Raw genomic sequence first — 17701 nt, 5'->3', positions numbered from 1 at the left:
CGCACGGGCTGATGCCGCAGGTCGGCGTGGCCTAGCCTGGTCCTGCCATCGGGCCTGATGGTGCGCTCGCCCCCCCGAGCACCGCCTCGAATACGACCCGGTCTCCCTGAAGATGCTGTCCTGCACCGGCTGGAGCGAGGCCGCCCTCGCGGCGGAGTGCCGCTTCCTCACCCGGCAGGCCTCGCTCCAGGGCGGACGCTCGGGCGAGTTCTTCTGGACCTTCCCGCCGCCCCGCTAGAGCATCGTCCTGGATTTGATATCCAGGACGATGCTCTAGGCTTTCGTTTTGCATCATCTTTTTCCGAAAGCCGGAGGCCACCTTTCGGGATGATGCTCTAAGGGCGTTCAACTCACCTCGAAGCTCGTCCACAGCCCCGTGTCGAACCGCTCCAGCACGGTCGCGCTAAGCAGCCAGCGGCCGGGATTGTCCGCGACGAAGGCAATCTGGGCGCTTTTGCCTTCCGGGATCTGCACGGTGTCGAGCCAGTAGGGCTCCCAGCCATCATCGAGCTGGTGCAGCAGGCGGAAGACGTGGCCGTGCAAGTGCAGGCTCTGGATGAAGCCGGTGTCGTTGCGGATCGACAATACCACGACCCCGCCGCGCTTGACCGAGAACAGGGGGGGCGCCCCCGCCGTCCCGCTCGCGCCGTTGATCTGCCAGATCTTGGCGGGATCGCCGGCATAGGGCGTCTCGGCGCCGGGCTTCGCCTTGTCGGGCCGCACGCCGCCCGTCAGCACGAGTTCGCGGCGAAGCGCGCTTTGCAACCGGATCTCGGCCGGCAGGCGCTTGTTCTCGGGGATCGAGCCGATCACGGCGCGGCCGGTTTGCGCCACCGGCTCGCCGACGGCGGTCAGGGTCGCCAGCGGCAGGCCTTGCCCGACCAGCGCGGTGATGGTGCCGGCCGGTCCCGCCTGCGCCGGGAGATCGAGGAGCAGATCGTAGCGCGTGCCCGGCGCGAAGGGGAGCGTCGCCTTCAACGGCTCGAACGTGTCCGTCGGCTGCCCGTCCACCGCCGCGACATAAGCCTTCAGCCCGTCGAAGCGGATGCGCAGGCTGCGCGCGTTGCAGGCATTGGCGAGCCGCAGGCGCAGACGGCTGCCCGGCCGCGCGTCAAGTACGAGCGGGATCGGCCGTCCGTTGAGCGTCACGACGCTGCCGAGCCGCCCGGCCGCCGCGGCGAAGGCGACCTGCCCGAAGGGTTGAAGCGCGCCGGCCTCGTCGAGCCGCCAATCCTGCACGAGCAGGGCGAGGTCCGCATCGACCGGGGGCGGGGAGGGCTCGTCCACGATCAGCATGCCGGCGATGCCCCGGCCCGACGGCTCGCTCGACCCGCCGACGACGAGCGCGCGGATCAGGAAGCTGCCGGCATCCGGGGGCGTGAAGTCGTAGGTGAAGCTCGCCCCCGGCTTGATCGGCTCCTGGGTGACGCCGCCGACGCCGTCCATGGCGTTGACGATCCGCACCCCGTGCCAGTGGAGCGAGAGCGGCTTGTCGGTCCCGTTCTCGACGCGCAGGCGGATTGCCTCGCCGAGCTTGACCCGCAGGATCGGCGCCTCCGCTTCGCCGAGACGCCATACGGCGGTCTCGGGTGCGGGCCCGGGCTTCAGGCGGAGCGTGGCCGGTGCCGCCTTGATCGATTTCGGCTCCGAGGGCGGGGCCTTCCCGGCCGGCGCTTGGGCCGCGGCCGTCCGCGGCATCAGGGCGAGGGCGGCGCTGCCCGCGAACAGTTCGCGCCGTGAGAACGATCCCGGCGTGGGCTCGGCCGTCGGGTCGGGATTTCGCATGGCGTCTCGCGTCGTCGTTCGGTCGGGCTCGCGTTGTAGACAGGCTTCGTCCGGCCCGCCACCGCACGCGGCGCCCCGCAAGTTTTTTGCTGCGGGCTCAGGTGCGCGTGCTATAGACGCGCGCTTCGACGGCCCGGTATCCGGGCTCGTGTCGATGGCGCTTGCGGGCGTGGCGGAACTGGTAGACGCGCTGGATTTAGGTTCCAGTGTCGCAAGACGTGGGGGTTCGAGCCCCTCCGCCCGCACCATGTCCGTATCGGCGTCAGGAACCCGAACGGTTCCCGCCGGAGCTTCCGCAAGGAGCTTCCCTATGGGGCTTCCCTGGCGCAGCGACACGCGAAGACGAGATTGCGGTTTTAGAAAACAGCGGACGAACGACGATGCAGGTGACCGAGACGACCTCCGAGGGGCTGAAGCGCGAGTTTCAGGTGCTCCTCCCCGCGAACGAGCTTGAGGATCGCCTCAACACCGAGCTCTCGAACATCAAGGGCAAGGTCCAGATCAAGGGCTTCCGCCCCGGCAAGGTGCCGGTCGCGCATCTGCGCAAGGTCTACGGCAAGTCGGTGATGGCCGACGTGCTGCAGAACGCCGTCAACGAGGCCAACCAGCAGATCGTCACCGACAAGGGCCTGCGCCTCGCGCTCGAGCCGCAGATCGAGTTCCCGAAGGACGAGGAGCAGACCATCATCGAGCGCGCGCTCGATGCCAAGGGCGACCTCGCCTTCAAGGTGAAGCTCGAGGTGCTGCCGAGCTTCGAACTGGCCGACCTCTCCGACGTCTCGATCAAGAAGCTCGTGCTCAAGCCCTCCGACGAGGAGGTCAACGAGACGCTCGAGCGGATGGCCAAGGACAGCCGCTCCTTCGAGCCGCGCGAGGAGGGCGCCGAGGCGCAGTCCGGCGACCGTGTCACCATCGACTTCGTCGGCCGCATCGACGGCACCGAGTTCGAGGGCGGCAAGGGCGAGGACGTCGATCTGGAACTCGGCTCCAACACCTTCATCCCCGGCTTCGAGGACCAGCTCGTCGGCGCCAAGGTCGGCGACAGCCGCCTCGTGAAGGTCGCCTTCCCGGCCGATTACCAGGCCGAGCAGCTCGCCGGTAAGGACGCCGAGTTCGACGTGACCGTGAAGGCCGTCGCCGCCCCCGGCGAGACCAAGATCGACGACGAGCTCGCCAAGCGCTTCGGCATGGACGACCTCGAGAAGCTGAAGGAGGCCGTCTCCAAGGCCGTCGGCTCCGATTACGAGGCCCAGTCCCGGCGCAAGCTCAAGAAGGAACTGCTCGACGCGCTCGACGGCAAGTACGCCTTCGACCTGCCCCCGAGCCTCGTTCACCAGGAGTTCGCCGCCGTGTGGGCGCAGGTCGAGCAGGACCTGAAGACCCGCGGTAAGACCTTCGAGGACGAGGGCACGACCGAGGAGGCTTCGCAGGCGGAGTACCGCAAGATCGCCGAGCGCCGCGTGCGGCTCGGTCTGGTGCTTGCGCAAGTCGGCGAGACCGCCGATATCAAGGTCTCGGATGACGAGGTCAATCAGGCCCTGTTCGCCCGGATCCGGCAGTTCCCGGGTCAGGAGAAGCAGGTCTACGACTTCTACCGCAACAATCCGCAGGCGCTCGCCGAGCTTCGCGCGCCGCTGTTCGAGGAGAAGGTCGTCGACCATGTCCTCGGTCAGGTCCAAGTCGTCGAGGAACCCGTCTCCAAGGAGGCGCTCTTCGCCGAAGACGACGAGGCCGACGCCGTGACCGGCGGGGCCGCGACGGACGAGAAGCCGAGCGAGTCCAACAACGAGGCGGCGGCCGACAAGGCTGCCGGCTGATCGCCGACCCACCGGCTCCGCGGCGGGCGGCGATCTTTGAGATCAGGCGGCGTTAACGCTTGCCGTGTTCGCTGTAACCATCCGGCCTCGGGCGATTCGCCCCGGGGCCGGACCCGGAGCCGAGGGCTGAAATGAGAGATCCGGTCGATTACTTCCACAACTCGCTCGTGCCCATGGTGGTCGAGCAGTCGAGCCGCGGCGAACGCGCGTTCGACATCTACTCGCGGCTTCTGCGCGAGCGGATCATCTTCCTCACCGGCCCCGTCGAGGACCAGGGCGCGTCGCTGATCGTCGCCCAGCTCCTGTTCCTGGAAGCCGAGAACCCGAAGAAGGAAATCTCCTTCTACATCAACTCGCCCGGTGGCGTGGTGACCTCGGGCCTGTCGATCTACGACACGATGCAGTTCATCCGCTGCCCCGTCACGACGCTCTGCGTCGGCCAGGCCGCGTCGATGGGCTCGCTCCTGCTGGCCGCGGGCGAGGCCGGCCACCGCTTCGCCCTGCCGAACGCCCGGATCATGGTGCACCAGCCCTCCGGCGGCTTCCAGGGTCAGGCCACCGACATCCTGATCCATGCCCGCGAGATCGAGGCACTCAAGAAGCGCCTGAACGAGATCTACGTGAAGCATACCGGCCGCGAGTACGAGACGATCCATCAGGCGCTCGAGCGCGACAACTTCATGACCGCCGACGCGGCCAAGGAGTTCGGCCTGATCGACGACATCCTGCACAAGCGTCCCGAGCCGGCCGCTGCCTGATTAGGACGAGATACCTGAGGCGCCCGGGGCCCGCTGGCCCGACCTTGTCGGGTCATGCGTCTTTTGGGCGCCCGCCCCAGCCGAGAGGCCGGTTGATCCCGAGCCGGCTGCATGATTGCATCGGGATGACAGTGCCTCAATCCCGACGCATCCGCCCTGTGTGACTGTTTCTTTAGGCGGATGCGCTTACATCGTATGAACGACGCGCGTGTCCTCCTGGCTGGGGCCGCGCCCGCGAACCGGAGACCGACATGAGCAAGACAGGCGGCAACGACTCGAAGAGCACGCTGTACTGCTCGTTCTGCGGCAAGAGCCAGCACGAGGTTCGCAAGCTGATTGCGGGCCCGACGGTGTTCATCTGCGACGAGTGCGTCGAGCTGTGCATGGATATCATCCGCGAGGAATCGAAGTCCTCGCTGGTGAAGTCCCGCGACGGGGTGCCGACCCCGAAGGAGATCCGGCGCGTCCTCGACGACTACGTCATCGGCCAGGACTTCGCCAAGAAGGTCCTCTCGGTCGCCGTGCACAACCACTACAAGCGGCTGGCCCATGCGACGAAGCACAACGACGTCGAATTGGCCAAGTCCAACATCATGCTGATCGGGCCGACGGGCTCGGGCAAGACGCTGCTCGCGCAGACGCTCGCCCGCATCCTCGACGTGCCGTTCACCATGGCCGACGCCACCACGCTGACCGAAGCGGGCTATGTCGGTGAGGACGTCGAGAACATCATCCTCAAGCTGCTCCAGGCCTCCGACTACAACGTCGAGCGGGCGCAGCGCGGCATCGTCTACATCGACGAGATCGACAAGATCTCCCGCAAGTCGGACAATCCCTCGATCACCCGCGACGTCTCGGGCGAGGGCGTGCAGCAGGCGCTCCTGAAGATCATGGAAGGCACCGTTGCCTCCGTGCCTCCGCAGGGCGGCCGCAAGCACCCGCAGCAGGAGTTCCTGCAGGTCGACACCACGAACATCCTGTTCATCTGCGGCGGTGCCTTCGCCGGGCTGGAGCGCATCATCTCCCAGCGCGGCAAGGGGACCTCGATCGGCTTCGGCGCCAGCGTCCAGGCGCCCGACGATCGCCGCACCGGCGAGGTGTTCCGCTCGGTCGAGCCCGAGGATCTGCTGAAGTTCGGCCTGATCCCGGAATTCGTCGGCCGTCTGCCGGTTCTGGCGACGCTGGAGGATCTCGATGAGGAGGCCCTCAAGAAGATCCTGCAGGAGCCCAAGAACGCGCTGGTCAAGCAGTACCAGCGACTGTTCGAGATGGAGAACGTCGAGCTGACCTTCCAGGACGAGGCGCTCAGCCTCGTCGCCCGCAAGGCCATCGAGCGCAAGACCGGCGCCCGCGGCCTTCGGTCGATCTTGGAGACCATCCTCCTCGACACGATGTACGACCTGCCCGGTCTCGAATCCGTCGAGCAGGTGGTCATCGGCCCGGAGGTGGTCGAGGGCAAATCCAGGCCGCTTTTCATCCACGGTGACCGCAACAAGGAAGCCCCGGCCAGCGTCAGCGCCTGACCGGCAAACATCCGGGGCCGCACGGTTTTTAAGCCGGCGGCCCTTTTTCGTTCCGGGGGACGCCCGCGCTTGAAAGCGCCCCCCGCAACGACCATTTCAGGCTCAACGCAGGGCTCCACGCTTCATCCCCCGAAAGGTCGGGCCCGCGCCACCAGCCGCAAACTGATTATCCGCTTCCGACCCTTCGCGGCCCGGTCGGCACCTGGCAAGATGCTTGCTCGCCGTTGAGGAGCGACTGCCCGGCGTCAACACATAAGGGAAGAACCCATGACCCAGTCGAAATCGCGCCAGCCGGTCGTTCCCGGTTCGACGGGCTCCTACGCCGTCCTGCCGCTGCGCGACATCGTCGTCTTTCCGCACATGATCGTGCCCCTGTTCGTGGGCCGCGAGAAGTCGATCCGCGCGCTCGAAGAGGCTGTGCGCTCGGACCGTCACATCCTGCTCGCGACGCAGATCAATGCCAGCGACGACGATCCGGCCACCGACGCGATCTACACGATCGGTACGCTCGCCTCCGTGCTGCAGCTCCTCAAGCTGCCCGACGGCACCGTGAAGGTGTTGGTCGAGGGCGCCGGCCGTGCGCAGATCGAGTCCTTCGTGCGCTCGGACGAGTATTACGAGGCGCAGGCTCTCACGCTCACCGATGACCTCGGCGACCGCGTCGAGGCCGAGGCGCTCGCCCGCTCGGTGATCTCCGAGTTCGAGAACTACGTGAAGCTCAACAAGAAGATCTCCCCCGAGGTCGTCTCCGCCGTCACGCAGATCGACGAGCCGTCCAAGCTCGCCGACACCGTCGGCTCGCACCTCGCGGTTAAGATCGCCGACAAGCAGGCGATCCTCGAAATCCCCACGGTGGCGCAGCGCCTCGAGCGCGTGCTGTCGCTGATGGAGAGCGAGATCTCCGTGTTGCAGGTGGAGAAGCGCATCCGCACCCGCGTCAAGCGGCAGATGGAGAAGACCCAGCGCGAGTACTACCTCAACGAGCAGATGAAGGCGATCCAGAAGGAGCTCGGCGACGAGGACGGTCGCGATGAGCTGGCCGAACTGGAAGACAAGATCGAGAAGACCAAACTGACGAAGGAGGCCCGCGAGAAGGCCACCGCCGAGCTGAAGAAGCTGCGGCAGATGTCGCCGATGTCGGCCGAGGCCACGGTCGTGCGCAACTACCTCGACTGGATGCTCGGCATCCCGTGGGGCAAGCGCTCGAAGATCAAGAAGGATCTGCTCGGGGCCCAACAGGTCCTCGACTCGGATCACTTCGGCCTCGACAAGGTCAAGGACCGGATCGTCGAGTACCTCGCCGTGCAGCAGCGGGCGAACAAGCTCACCGGCCCGATCCTCTGCCTCGTCGGCCCGCCCGGCGTCGGCAAGACCTCGCTCGGCAAGTCGATCGCCAAGGCCACGGGCCGCGAATTCGTTCGGATGTCGCTCGGCGGCGTGCGTGACGAGGCCGAGATCCGCGGTCACCGCCGGACCTATATCGGCTCGATGCCCGGCAAGATCGTCCAGTCGATGCGGAAGGCCAAGACCTCGAACCCGCTCATCCTGCTCGACGAGATCGACAAGATGGGCATGGACTTCCGCGGCGATCCGTCCGCGGCGCTCCTCGAGGTTCTCGATCCCGAGCAGAACGCCACCTTCAACGACCATTACCTCGAGGTCGATTACGACCTGTCGAACGTGATGTTCGTGACGACGGCGAACACGCTCAACATCCCCGGCCCGCTCATGGACCGGATGGAGGTGATCCGTATCGCCGGCTACACCGAGGAGGAGAAGCTCCAGATTGCCCGCCGCCACCTGATCCCCGAGGCGGTCAAGAAGCACGGGCTCACCCCCGACGAGTGGTCGATCACCGATGACGGCCTGATGATGCTCATCCGCCGCTACACGCGGGAGGCGGGCGTCCGCAACCTGGAGCGCGAGATCTCCAACCTGATCCGTAAGGCGGTGAAGGAGATCCTGATCACCAAGGTGAAACAGGTCGAGGCCAACCCCGAGACGCTGCCGGAATTCCTCGGCCCGCCGAAGTTCCGCTACGGCGAGATCGACGCGGACGATCAGGTCGGTGTGGTCACGGGTCTGGCCTGGACCGAGGTGGGCGGCGAGTTGCTGACCATCGAGGGCGTCATGATGCCCGGCAAGGGCAAGATGACGGTCACGGGCAACCTGCGCGACGTGATGAAGGAGTCGATCTCGGCGGCGGCGTCCTACGTCCGCTCGCGGGCCATCGATTTCGGCATCGAGCCGCCGCTGTTCGAGCGTCGGGACATCCACGTCCACGTTCCAGAGGGGGCGACCCCGAAGGACGGTCCGTCGGCCGGTATCGCCATGGCCACCGCGATCATCTCGACGCTCACCGGCATCCCGGTGCGCCGCGATGTGGCGATGACCGGCGAGGTGACCCTGCGCGGTCGCGTCCTGCCGATCGGCGGTCTGAAGGAGAAGCTGCTCGCCGCACTCCGCGGCGGCATCAAGACGGTGATGATCCCGGAAGAGAACGCCAAGGACATCGCCGAGGTGCCCGACAGCGTGAAGAACGGTCTGGAGATCATCCCCGTCTCGCGGATGGATCAGGTGCTGCAGCACGCCCTCGTGCGTCAGCCTGAGCCCATCGAGTGGGACGAGCCCCTCCCGGCCAAGACGCCGAAGCGGGATGAGGACGGCGCGGCGGTCATCGCCCACTAATCCTCTCGCTCGTATCGAACGAAGCCCCCGGAGCGCCGCTCCGGGGGCTTTTTCGTGCGTGGATCGGGGGAGGAGGGCGAGCCCGGCCTTGCGCAGCCGCAATCCCTTCCGTAACGCTTCGCGGCGCCGGATCGGGCGGTTAGCTCAGTTGGTAGAGCGTCTCCTTTACACGGAGAGGGTCGGCGGTTCGAGCCCGTCACCGCCCACCAATCCGGGCGCAGGATGGTTCAGAGGCGGGCGCATCAGTGCCGGCCGGCTCGGAATCAGCGTTTCCGACGGAACACCTCGGTCTCGAAGCTCTTCCGCGATCGATGCATGGTCCGCGCCTGAATATCCCGCGCCAGAGTCGTGCCAACGAACCGCATCGTCCGGTCAGGCGAAAACTGAAACCGGAGGCCCTGTCCGCGTTCCTCGTTCAGGCATGAGCGGGGAATGACATGGAAGGTGGGTTGATCTGGCTCGGCATTATCGCCGGCATCCTGGGGTTGAGCGGTGTCGGCTACCTGTTTGCCGCCTGGGCGAAGGCGCGGAGGGAGCCGCGCTGACGCCTGTCGCGCCGGAGGGGAGGGGCCTTGGGCCCCGCCGTGCGGTTCACCGCGATGCGAGCGACGCGTGCCGATCGCGCAGCTCGTACCGGTTCGAGGCGTCCCGTGCCGCTGCACTGTCGTTGTCGCTGGGCTGAAGCCTCGTATCTCCGGCCCGATCGGTCTTCTCTTTCCCGCGAAGCAACAGCGGCACGATGCGCGTCGAGCGCCGGTAGATCCAGGCCTCGTGCCGGCGGCGCCGAGGACGTCCGTACTGGACGGTTTCTTTTCCACACATGGTCATTCTTCGCGGTGACGTCTGTCTGACTGGCCCCGGAAGCTAACCACGAACGATCTCGACGCATTGACTGTACGTCCCAAAATTCGCGCCGCCGCGCTTTGCCGCACGGGCGCAGCGCCGTTGCAACGCGAGCTAGGCCGCGCTTGATCGGCTGCGGCATCCGCTTCCGCGATGAAGCGCCATCGTCCGAAGCAGATTTTTTGCATAGGCGAAGCGCCGACGCGGATGAATTGCCCCGGCTGAGCCGCTCAACCCTTTGGTGCAGAAGAAGGCGCATGTCAGCGCCCGCTGCGTTGCGCCGGTTGGACGAGAGGGTACCGGCGCACCGGAATGACGGATTTTCTGTTCGTTCACGACCATTTCCCAGGCCCGTTCGGCTTTCTCGCCGAGGCGCTGATGGATCGAGGGCATCGCTGCGCGGCCATCGCCGGAGAGGCGGCACCGGGCTTGGCCGGCTTGCCGATCCTGCGGTGGCGTCCGGGGCGAAAGGTGACGCCGGGCCTGTTCCCGCTGGCCCATCCGACCGAAGCGGCGTTCATCAACGCCACCGCCGCCCTGCGATGCGCGCTCGACCTGCGCAAGCACGGCTTCGACCCGGCCGTCATCGTCGGGCATCCGGGGCGCGGGGAATCGCTGCTGCTCAACCAAGTCTTTCCGCGGGCGCGTCGGCTCGCCTACGCGCCGTATTACCGGGCGGACGGAGATGCGCTCGGCTTCGATTCCGAGTGGACGCGCCCGCCCAACCTCGAAGACCGCGTGCGCGACCGCGCCGGGAACGCGGCATTGGCCATGGCCTATGCCGAGGCCGAGCGACTGGTCTGCCCGACGGAGTTCCAGCGCAGCCTGCTGCCGTCGGGCTTGCGGGCGCAGGCCAGCGTGATTCACGAAGGCATCGACACGGACGAGGTGCGCTACGATCCCCATGCCGTCGTGCATCTACCGAACGGGCGCAAGCTGACCAAGGCCTGGCCGGTCATCACCTTCATCGCTCGGCAATTGGAGCCTTTGCGCGGCTTCCCGACCTTCATGCGTGCCCTACCGGCGCTGCTCGAAGCCGTGCCCCAGGCCGAGATTTTGGTGGTCGGAAGCGACGGGCGCGGGAATGGCGTGGCAAAGGGAGCCCAATCACAGACGTGGAAGGAACGCCTGCTGGCCGAGCTGGACGGCCGGCTCGATCTCGATCGCCTCCACTTCCTCCCGCGGCTCACGCACGGGGAGATGGTGGCCGCCCTCTCCGTGGCCACGGCGCATGTCGCCTACACTTATCCCTTCTCGCTCTCGCGGGTCTTCCTGAAGGCGATGGCGTGCGAGTGCCTCGTGATCGCCTCGGACACCGCGCCGGTGCGGGAGGTGGTGCGGGACGGCGTGAATGGGATCGTCCGCGATTTCTTCGACGCTGACGCCTTGGCGGAAGCGCTCATCGACGCCTGCCGCACGCCAGAACGGTGGCGGCCCCTGCGGGAGGCGGCCCGGCGGACGGTGATCGACCGCTACGACCGGCGGCGTCACTGCCTGCCGACTTGGCTCGCGCTCCTGACCTATCTCGCCGACGCGCCGGCCCGTGCCTGAGCGGCTTGGGCCTATCGCGCCTGGAACAGGTGAAGACTGAAGCCGCTATCCTCATCGACCCAAAGGCGGACCGGCTCCCAGCCCTGCGCCGAGGCCAGGGCCCGAAACGTGTCCGGCGCGTATTTGTGGGAGGTGTCGGTGCGGATGCTCTCGCTGGCCGCGAAGCGGATCGTCCGATCGCCGAGCCGGTAGGCGCCGGGCCGGGTTGCCACGAGATGGGCCTCCACCCGGAACGGGTCGTCGGCGAGCCGTACCTCGTGGCGGAAGTTGCTCCGGTCGAAATCGCTACCCAGTTCCCGGTTCATCCGCTCGATGAGGTTGAGGTGTAGCGCCGGCATCAGCCCGCCCGCCTCCCCGTAGGCGCGGCGTAAGCGGGCCGGGTCGTGTGTCGGGTCGGCCCCGACCAGGAAGTGGCTTGGCCCCAGCGTCTCCCGCGCCCGCGCGAGGAAGCCCTCCGCCTGCTCCGGCGTGAAGTTGCCGATGCTGGTGCCGGGAAAGAAGCCGAGGATCGGCGGGGCGGCGGCCCCCGGCGGCAGGCGGATCGGCTTCGAGTAATCGGCGCAGACCGGAATCATCGGCACGGCCGGATAATCCGGGGCGAGGCGGGCGATCGCTGCTTCGAGATAGGCTCCCGAGATGTCGAGGGCGAGGTAGGCGGCCGGCGCCTCCAGGGCGTCGAGCAGGGTTCTGATCTTCCGGCTCGCGCCGCTGCCGAATTCCACGACACTGACGCCCGGGCCGACGAGGGCTGCCACCTCTGCCGCGACCCGCGGCAGAAGCGCCATTTCCCGCTTTGTCGGGTAGTAGTCCGGATGGGCGCAGATCCGGTCGAACAGATCCGAGCCGGTCTCGTCCCAGAGGTATTTGCCGGGCAGGGTCTTCACCTCACCCGACAGGCCAGCGAGCGCGTCCCGAAGGAACTCGGCACGCTCGCTGGCCACTGCCTCTGCCGCGCTCATCGCGGTCCGGTCGGGCGGGTGGCGGTGAGAACCACGAGCGCGATACGCTCGGCTGCCGCGTAGCCCGGATCGTCGAGTTCCTCGCCGTATTCGTCCGGATCGAACTCGCGGTACGTGACCTCGAGACCGGCCCGCGCGCAGATCGCGCTGGCCTCCTCCCGGAAGCCGTCATGGCCTTCGACGATGGCCGAGCCGGTGAACAGGACAAGGCTGCCGCCCGGCGCCAATCGCTCGGTCGCCGCCTCGACCACGCGCAGCGACAACCCGGCCCCGAGCGGTCCGCCGCCATGCCGATAGGCCCGCCCGCCGGAATCCACCATGAAGGGCGGGTTCGAGACGATGAGATCGAACGATCCCTCGACGTTGCTCAGCATGTCGCTATGAACGGGGCGCACGTTGCCGACGCCCGCGAGCCGGGCATTGATGCGCGCGGCGCGAAGGGCCGCCGGGTTGATGTCGACGAGGACGACTTCGGCTTCCGGCAACCGCTTGGCGACGAGGATGCCCGCCGCGCCCGATCCGCAGCCGATATCGGCCGCCCGCCGCGGCGCCGGGTGCCCGGCCCTGGCCCGCTCTTCGAGATGCGCAAGGACGGCCTCGGCGAAGCGCATGGTGTCGGGGCCGAAGAACACGGCATCCGCCGCGAGCGGCGGGTAGGCCGCGTGAAGAAACAGCGTGTCATCGAGGCTCGACAGACGAATCCCCGCCTTCAGGAGAGAACCGTCCGGCCCCTCCGAACGGTGTAGCACGCCCGCCCGCTCCATCAGGTCGGTCAGTTCCGCCGGGATCAGGCCGTCGCGAAACGGGCGGCTCCAGCCCAGCACGTCCCGTAGCGATCGCGCGAGGGCGTTCTCGGGCCGGGCGTTCACCCGGGCGTGGGTGGCCGGCGTGACGGTGGTGAACCGGTAGCCGGTGTCCCGCACCGCGCGAGCGAGGGCGAGGAGCGCGTCCTCGCGGTCCTCATGGCGGGCGTCCGGCTCCTGGGAGGTCGCGGGATGCGATGCAGCGTCGGCCATCGTCATCCTCAACCCTCCATCTGTCCGGCGAGGAAGGCGCCGGAGCGCAGATCCGCCGCGACCTGCTGCGCATCCCATTCCACCGCTCCCTCCTGACGGTGGTAGGGGCAGACCCAATCGTCCGGCACGGCGCGTCCGCTGAATTGCCGGGCTGCGGAGCGCTCACCGTGCTGCGCGAGCATCGGGTTGACCGATCCGGTCCAGGCCACGTCCCGCTCGACGATCGAATCGCGTAGCCGGTCGTAGCGCCCCTCGGCCCGCAGGCGCTCGAATTGGTCGTGCAGGTTGAACACCAGAACCGGGTGTTCGAAGCGGCGCGCCTTGCGGCTCGCACCGGGATGCAGCCCGACGATGAAGAAGCCCTCGCCCCCGAGGCTCATCGAGAAATGCGTGTCTTCCGGGTTGGCCGACACGCGCGGATCCTGGGCATGTCCCAGCTCGCTGTCGCGGTCGGACAGCGACTGCATCCGCCGCCAGAGTGCAGCCTCGAACGCCTCCTCGGAGAGGTGGTGCGGGCCTTCGAACACGACGGCAAAGCTCTGGAACTGGTCGCGCCGGGCGCGATAGCGGCAGATGAAGGCCAGCAGCGCCGGATAGATCCGCGCGTCGTCACTGTCTGAGGCGACGTCTCGAGCGACCAGAACCTTCAGCTGGCCACGGGACAGAGCGGATTTGGCGCCGACACAAGGGAAGGGCTGTTGGCGAATGAAGTGCCGGAAACGCTCAGCGAGCGGATGGCCGGTGTCGTCGGTAGGCAGCAGCATGACACCTCGTGGAACGCAGGCAAACGAACGACGCGACCGAGCCTATCGACCCGGTACGGTGAAGATCGTGGGAGAGAAGGCGACCGTGATGCAGTCCGCCAACCCTCGGAGAAGGTGAACTGCGCGGGGGAACCTCAGTCTGTGCCCATTGTTCCGCCGGGTCTGGGGATAACCAGAGGGCTACGATGCCGGTTTCATCTATGTATTGTCTTGATCCGCCGCGGCATCGTAGCGCAGTATTCTATCGGCTGGTGACCGTGTCTTCGCCGCGGAGCCTCAAGATTCGATCTCGTAATGGATCGGCTTGAAGGAGAAGTTGTTCGACTGCAGGGCCGAGCAGGCCGTCAGGCCGACGACAAGGTCGGTCTCGGCCACGAAACTCACCCGGTCGCCGGCCTGGCTGAGCGGCGGGCGCACCGCGATCTCGCCGCTCAGCCCATCGACGGTGACATGCATGAACACGTTGAAGGCGACCGGGATGCGGTCCGGCTCGATCCCGTAGGGCGCCAGCGCTTCGGCGAGGTTGCCGAAACAGCCCCGGTGGGGGTGTTCGTCGCCGTAGATGATCCGGAAGGTGTCGGCCGAACAGGGCGTGAGCAGGAAGTCGTGCCGGCCCACCGTGTCCTCCACGATGCGCAGGAGCACGTTGGAGCGGTTGGAGTAGATCGGGTCGCCCGTCGTCAGGAAGATGCGCGAGGCGTAGTCGATGGTGCGGCCCGAGGAGATCACCTCATCGAGATCGTCTCGGCGGAAGGCCACGAGGTCGGCCACCTGCTCGCCCTGGGGGTCGATCACGGTGAGGCGCTGGCCGCGATCCAGGGTAAAGGCCACCCCCGAGCGCGGCGGGATCTCATGGCGCACCGGTCGGCTCATCCGTGGTTCTCTCCTTGCAGCAGGTAAGGCCCGCGGGTTCGCGCGCCGATGAGCAGCGGCCCCAAGCTTGGCCGCCGCCGCGTCACCACGGGGGATCGGACGAGGGGCCCGTTGGGTTCCCAACAAAATGTCGACGTCCCGAGCCGCGGGGCGGCACCGGAGACGCCTGCCCGTGGACGCACGATCCGACGAACGCTCACCCCCGCACGGCGAGGCCGGCGGGACTCACCCTCGTCATGCCGCCGAACTCACCCTGCGCGGGCTTCTGCTCGGGGCGGTGATCACCGTCGTGTTCATGACCGCCAACCTCTATATGGGGCTGAAGACGGGCGTGACCTTCTCGACCTCGATTCCCGCGGCGATGCTGTCGATGGGGTTGCTGCGCCTGTTCGGTGGCTCCGGTATCCTCGAGAACAACATCGTCCAGACCCAGGGGTCGGCAGCCGGCACGCTGTGCAACGTCATCCTCGTCCTGCCGGGCCTCGTGCTGATCGGCCACTGGCACGGTTTCCCGTTCTGGCAGACGACGGCCGTCTGCCTGATCGGCGGCCTGATCGGCCTCGTCTACTCGATCCCCCTCCGCCGCGCCCTGGTGATGGGCGCCGGGCTTCCGTATCCCGAGGGCACTGCCGCGGCCGAAGTGCTGCATGCGGGTGAGGCCGGCGACCGGGGCGGTCTGCGCATCCTGCTGGGCGCGGCGGGAGCGGGCGGGCTGATCGGGTTCGCCACCACCGGCTTGCGCCTCCTCACTGAGGGCCTCCACACCACCCTTGCCGCGGGGCCGGCCCTGTTCCGGCTCGCCACGGGCTTCTCCCCCGCCTTGGTCGGGGTGGGCTATCTCGTCGGGCTCGGCGCCTGCCTCGCCCTTCTGGCCGGCGTCGCCTTGGCCTGGGGCGCCGCGGTGCCGCTGCTCACAGCCTTCGGTGACGGGGCCGGCTCCGGCTCGGCGGAGGCGACGGCGAGAGCGGTCTGGTCGGAGAAGGTCCGGCTCATCGGCGCCGGCATCATCGCCGTCGGCGCGATCTGGACGGTCGCCTCCCTCGGCCGCTCGATCCTGGGAAGCGTCCGTTCCGCCTTCGGTGCGGCGCAGGGTGGCGGGAAGGCTTTGCGCCAGTTGCCGCGCCAAGAGCGCGACCTGCCGATCACCTGGGTTGCGGGCAGCTCGCTCCTGCTCGCGCTGCCCCTGGCTTGGCTGTTCTTCCATTTCAGCGCGGAGGCCGAGCTGGGTGGTCTGCGTTTCGCGCTGGTCGCAGTCGCCACCGTCTTCACGGTCGGCTTCGGCTTCCTGATGGCGGCCGCCTGCGGCTATCTCGCGGGCCTTCTCGGCTCGTCCTCCAGCCCGATCTCCGGCATCGGTATCCTGACGACGCTCCTCGCCGCCCTACTGCTCCCGCTGCTGCTCGGCCGCTCTGCCGGGCCGGAGGGCGAGCGCTTCGTCGTCGCTGCCGTCCTGCTCCTGTCGGCCATCGTCGTCACGACCGCTTCGATCGCCAACGACAACCTTCAGGATCTCAAGACCGGCCAACTCGTCGATGCCACGCCGTGGCGCCAGCAGGTGGCGCTGGCGGCGGGCGTCGCAGTTGGCGCCCTGGTGATCGCACCACTGCTCGACCTGCTCTACAACGCCTACGGTTTCGTCGGTGCCCTGCCGCGGGAGGGGATGGACGAGGCGGCCGCCCTTCCAGCGCCCCAGGCCGCGCTGATGACGCAGATCGCCGGCGGCATCGTGCGCAACGAGTTGCCCTGGTCGATGGTGGCGACGGGGGCCGGCCTCGGAGCGATCCTCGTTGCGGTGGAGGCGCGTCTGCGCCGCAGCGGCCGTTCCTTCCCGGCGCTCACCGTCGGCATCGGCATGTACCTGCCGCTGGAAGTGGTGGTGACGATCGCCTGCGGCGGCCTCGTCGGACGCCTCGCCGAGCATCGGCTGCGCCAGGCGGGCGAGGCGGCGCGGGCCGGAGGCCGCCGCCGCGGCGTGCTGCTTGCCTCGGGCTTCCTCGTGGGCGAGAGTGTCGTCGGCGTCCTGCTCGCCGCCGCCGACACGCTGAGCGGACGCGGCGGTTCTCTCGCCTTCGCGGCCGATGCGCTGGGCGGGGCAGGGCCGTGGCTCGGCCCCATCGTCTTCCTGCTGGTTCTGGCGGCCTTCTACCGCATCGCTTCGCGCACGGACGGGGCGGGCCGCCGCGGCGACACCTGACCCGTCCTCGATTTCGTCGCGATTGCAGGCAAGCATAACGGCGCGACCGCCCCGTTGCGGCGGATACCATGAACGCCCACGCCTCGTCTCTGCCGCGCCGTCAGAGCCATCTCGACGTCTACCTGCGCGTCCTCAGCGCCTTGATGCTGCGCGACATGCGCAGCCGCTTCGGCGGAACCTACTGGGGCTACCTCGTGCAGGTTCTCTGGCCCTGCGTGCATCTCGGCATCATCGTCGGTGCCATGACATTCCGTGGAATCAAGTCGCCCATGGGCGACGATCCGATGGTCTTCGTCGCCTCGGGCGCATTGCCGGCTCTCGCCTTCCAGTACATCTCCCGCGAGGTGATGAAAGGCTATATGATTCACAAGCCGCTGACGTACTTCCCGCAAGTGAAGCGCTTCGATACCGTCGTCGCACGCATCCTTGTCGAGATCGTCAGTAGCTTCTTGGGCGTCTGCCTCGTTGGTGTCGTCCTCGTCTGCTTTGGTGCCGATCCCGTTCCCACCGACCTGACGATGGCCATCACCGGTTATTTGACGGCGATCGCACTTGGGATCGGTGTTGGGACGATCAATGTCGGTATCTGTTCGATCTTCCCGGGTTGGGTGCTTGGCTACATCCTGGTGACGCTGACTTTGTATTTGTCGAGCGGCGTGTATTTTATGGCATGCTATTTGCCCGATGAAATTTATTATTATATGAAATGGAATCCGATCACGCAAATCATCGAATGGGTTCGCTTGGGATACGACCCGACGATCCCCGTTCAGATCGATTATCTTTATCTCTTCGGCTGGGTCTTCGGCAGTCTCACCCTCGGGCTTCTGATGGAGCGTTTCGTCGTTCGGGCTCAGCAGTAGTCGGGCATAGCCGGGATTGGGGTGCTAGCCGAGTTTCGGCGGTTCCAAAGGAGGATCCGCCGTTGGG

The 17701-nt window shown here is 67.4% G+C and carries 13 protein-coding genes and 2 tRNA genes; 10 read left to right on the top strand and 5 right to left on the bottom strand.

All coding sequences use genetic code 11. The features are described from left to right. Nucleotides 1-112: 112 nt before the first annotated feature. Nucleotides 113-238 carry a hypothetical protein gene (locus M2437_RS21145; RefSeq protein WP_277570376.1) on the top strand — a complete coding sequence of 42 codons (126 nt, stop codon included), beginning with the start codon at nucleotides 113-115 and terminating at the stop codon, nucleotides 236-238. 107 nt (nucleotides 239-345) lie between these two features. Here the strand turns inward: M2437_RS21145 and M2437_RS21140 are convergent, their stop codons facing one another. Beyond that, a complete protein-coding gene (locus M2437_RS21140; protein ID WP_253388602.1) occupies nucleotides 346-1785 on the bottom strand; it encodes a multicopper oxidase family protein in 1440 nt (479 codons plus the stop codon). A gap of 163 nt (nucleotides 1786-1948) precedes the next feature. On the opposite strand from M2437_RS21140, the gene M2437_RS21135 reads away from it, so the two are divergent. From M2437_RS21135 to M2437_RS21105, 7 genes are all read left to right on the top strand, one after another. Further along, nucleotides 1949-2033, top strand: a tRNA-Leu gene (locus M2437_RS21135). A 132-nt stretch (nucleotides 2034-2165) separates the two neighbouring features. Next, nucleotides 2166-3602 carry a trigger factor gene (tig, locus tag M2437_RS21130; protein ID WP_012253842.1) on the top strand — a complete coding sequence of 479 codons (1437 nt, stop codon included), beginning with the start codon at nucleotides 2166-2168 and terminating at the stop codon, nucleotides 3600-3602. Between the two features lie 131 nt (nucleotides 3603-3733). Then, nucleotides 3734-4360 carry an ATP-dependent Clp protease proteolytic subunit gene (locus tag M2437_RS21125; protein WP_003600395.1) on the top strand — a complete coding sequence of 209 codons (627 nt, stop codon included), beginning with the start codon at nucleotides 3734-3736 and terminating at the stop codon, nucleotides 4358-4360. 251 nt (nucleotides 4361-4611) lie between these two features. Further along, nucleotides 4612-5883, top strand: coding sequence for an ATP-dependent Clp protease ATP-binding subunit ClpX (clpX, locus tag M2437_RS21120; protein WP_003600394.1), 1272 nt, complete (start codon nucleotides 4612-4614; stop codon nucleotides 5881-5883). Nucleotides 5884-6150: 267 nt separating this feature from the next. After that, nucleotides 6151-8571 (top strand): endopeptidase La, encoded by a 2421-nt coding sequence (gene lon / locus M2437_RS21115; protein ID WP_003600393.1) that lies wholly within the window; start codon nucleotides 6151-6153, stop codon nucleotides 8569-8571. A 133-nt stretch (nucleotides 8572-8704) separates the two neighbouring features. Continuing rightward, nucleotides 8705-8780 (top strand) — tRNA-Val (locus tag M2437_RS21110). A 946-nt stretch (nucleotides 8781-9726) separates the two neighbouring features. After that, nucleotides 9727-10965 carry a glycosyltransferase gene (locus tag M2437_RS21105; RefSeq protein WP_253388601.1) on the top strand — a complete coding sequence of 413 codons (1239 nt, stop codon included), beginning with the start codon at nucleotides 9727-9729 and terminating at the stop codon, nucleotides 10963-10965. 11 nt (nucleotides 10966-10976) lie between these two features. On the opposite strand, the gene egtD is transcribed toward M2437_RS21105, so the two are convergent. The 4 genes from egtD to M2437_RS21085 form a co-directional block, all read right to left on the bottom strand. Continuing rightward, nucleotides 10977-11924: an L-histidine N(alpha)-methyltransferase gene (gene egtD, locus M2437_RS21100; protein ID WP_253388600.1), complete on the bottom strand. Its 948-nt coding sequence runs from the start codon at nucleotides 11922-11924 to the stop codon at nucleotides 10977-10979. Next, nucleotides 11921-12946, bottom strand: coding sequence for a class I SAM-dependent methyltransferase (locus M2437_RS21095; RefSeq protein ID WP_253388599.1), 1026 nt, complete (start codon nucleotides 12944-12946; stop codon nucleotides 11921-11923). The genes egtD and M2437_RS21095 overlap by 4 nt, the downstream gene beginning before the upstream one ends. A 2-nt stretch (nucleotides 12947-12948) precedes the next feature. Further along, entirely contained in the window at nucleotides 12949-13704 is a 756-nt protein-coding gene (gntA, locus tag M2437_RS21090) for a guanitoxin biosynthesis heme-dependent pre-guanitoxin N-hydroxylase GntA (RefSeq protein ID WP_012253888.1), read from the bottom strand. A gap of 276 nt (nucleotides 13705-13980) precedes the next feature. After that, nucleotides 13981-14577: a DUF1989 domain-containing protein gene (locus tag M2437_RS21085; RefSeq protein ID WP_253388598.1), complete on the bottom strand. Its 597-nt coding sequence runs from the start codon at nucleotides 14575-14577 to the stop codon at nucleotides 13981-13983. A gap of 172 nt (nucleotides 14578-14749) precedes the next feature. Here M2437_RS21085 and M2437_RS21080 point away from each other — a divergent pair, with 172 nt between their 5' ends. After that, complete coding sequence (locus M2437_RS21080; RefSeq protein WP_253388597.1) at nucleotides 14750-16771, top strand: OPT family oligopeptide transporter; 2022 nt, start codon at nucleotides 14750-14752, stop codon at nucleotides 16769-16771. 68 nt (nucleotides 16772-16839) lie between these two features. Next, nucleotides 16840-17634, top strand: a complete 795-nt coding sequence (locus M2437_RS21075; protein WP_253388596.1) for an ABC transporter permease — start codon at nucleotides 16840-16842, stop codon at nucleotides 17632-17634. Nucleotides 17635-17701 lie beyond the last annotated feature (67 nt).

The organism is Methylorubrum pseudosasae (genome assembly GCF_029504475.1).
Classification (GTDB): domain Bacteria; phylum Pseudomonadota; class Alphaproteobacteria; order Rhizobiales; family Beijerinckiaceae; genus Methylobacterium; species Methylobacterium extorquens.
The sequence above is the reverse complement of the archived record's forward strand: the minus strand, read 5'-3'. Positions and strand labels throughout refer to the sequence as shown.

What these genes read in the sequence shown, in the direction of transcription:
- gntA (WP_012253888.1), bottom strand. Translation starts at nt 13,704, where the DNA reads ATGCTGCTGCCTACCGACGACACCGGCCATCCGCTCGCTGAGCGTTTC.
- M2437_RS21085 (WP_253388598.1), bottom strand. Translation starts at nt 14,577, where the DNA reads ATGAGCCGACCGGTGCGCCATGAGATCCCGCCGCGCTCGGGGGTGGCC.
- M2437_RS21105 (WP_253388601.1), top strand. Translation starts at nt 9,727, where the DNA reads ATGACGGATTTTCTGTTCGTTCACGACCATTTCCCAGGCCCGTTCGGC.
- lon (WP_003600393.1), top strand. Translation starts at nt 6,151, where the DNA reads ATGACCCAGTCGAAATCGCGCCAGCCGGTCGTTCCCGGTTCGACGGGC.
- egtD (WP_253388600.1), bottom strand. Translation starts at nt 11,924, where the DNA reads ATGAGCGCGGCAGAGGCAGTGGCCAGCGAGCGTGCCGAGTTCCTTCGG.
- M2437_RS21095 (WP_253388599.1), bottom strand. Translation starts at nt 12,946, where the DNA reads ATGACGATGGCCGACGCTGCATCGCATCCCGCGACCTCCCAGGAGCCG.
- tig (WP_012253842.1), top strand. Translation starts at nt 2,166, where the DNA reads ATGCAGGTGACCGAGACGACCTCCGAGGGGCTGAAGCGCGAGTTTCAG.
- clpX (WP_003600394.1), top strand. Translation starts at nt 4,612, where the DNA reads ATGAGCAAGACAGGCGGCAACGACTCGAAGAGCACGCTGTACTGCTCG.
- M2437_RS21075 (WP_253388596.1), top strand. Translation starts at nt 16,840, where the DNA reads ATGAACGCCCACGCCTCGTCTCTGCCGCGCCGTCAGAGCCATCTCGAC.
- M2437_RS21140 (WP_253388602.1), bottom strand. Translation starts at nt 1,785, where the DNA reads ATGCGAAATCCCGACCCGACGGCCGAGCCCACGCCGGGATCGTTCTCA.
- M2437_RS21145 (WP_277570376.1), top strand. Translation starts at nt 113, where the DNA reads ATGCTGTCCTGCACCGGCTGGAGCGAGGCCGCCCTCGCGGCGGAGTGC.
- M2437_RS21125 (WP_003600395.1), top strand. Translation starts at nt 3,734, where the DNA reads ATGAGAGATCCGGTCGATTACTTCCACAACTCGCTCGTGCCCATGGTG.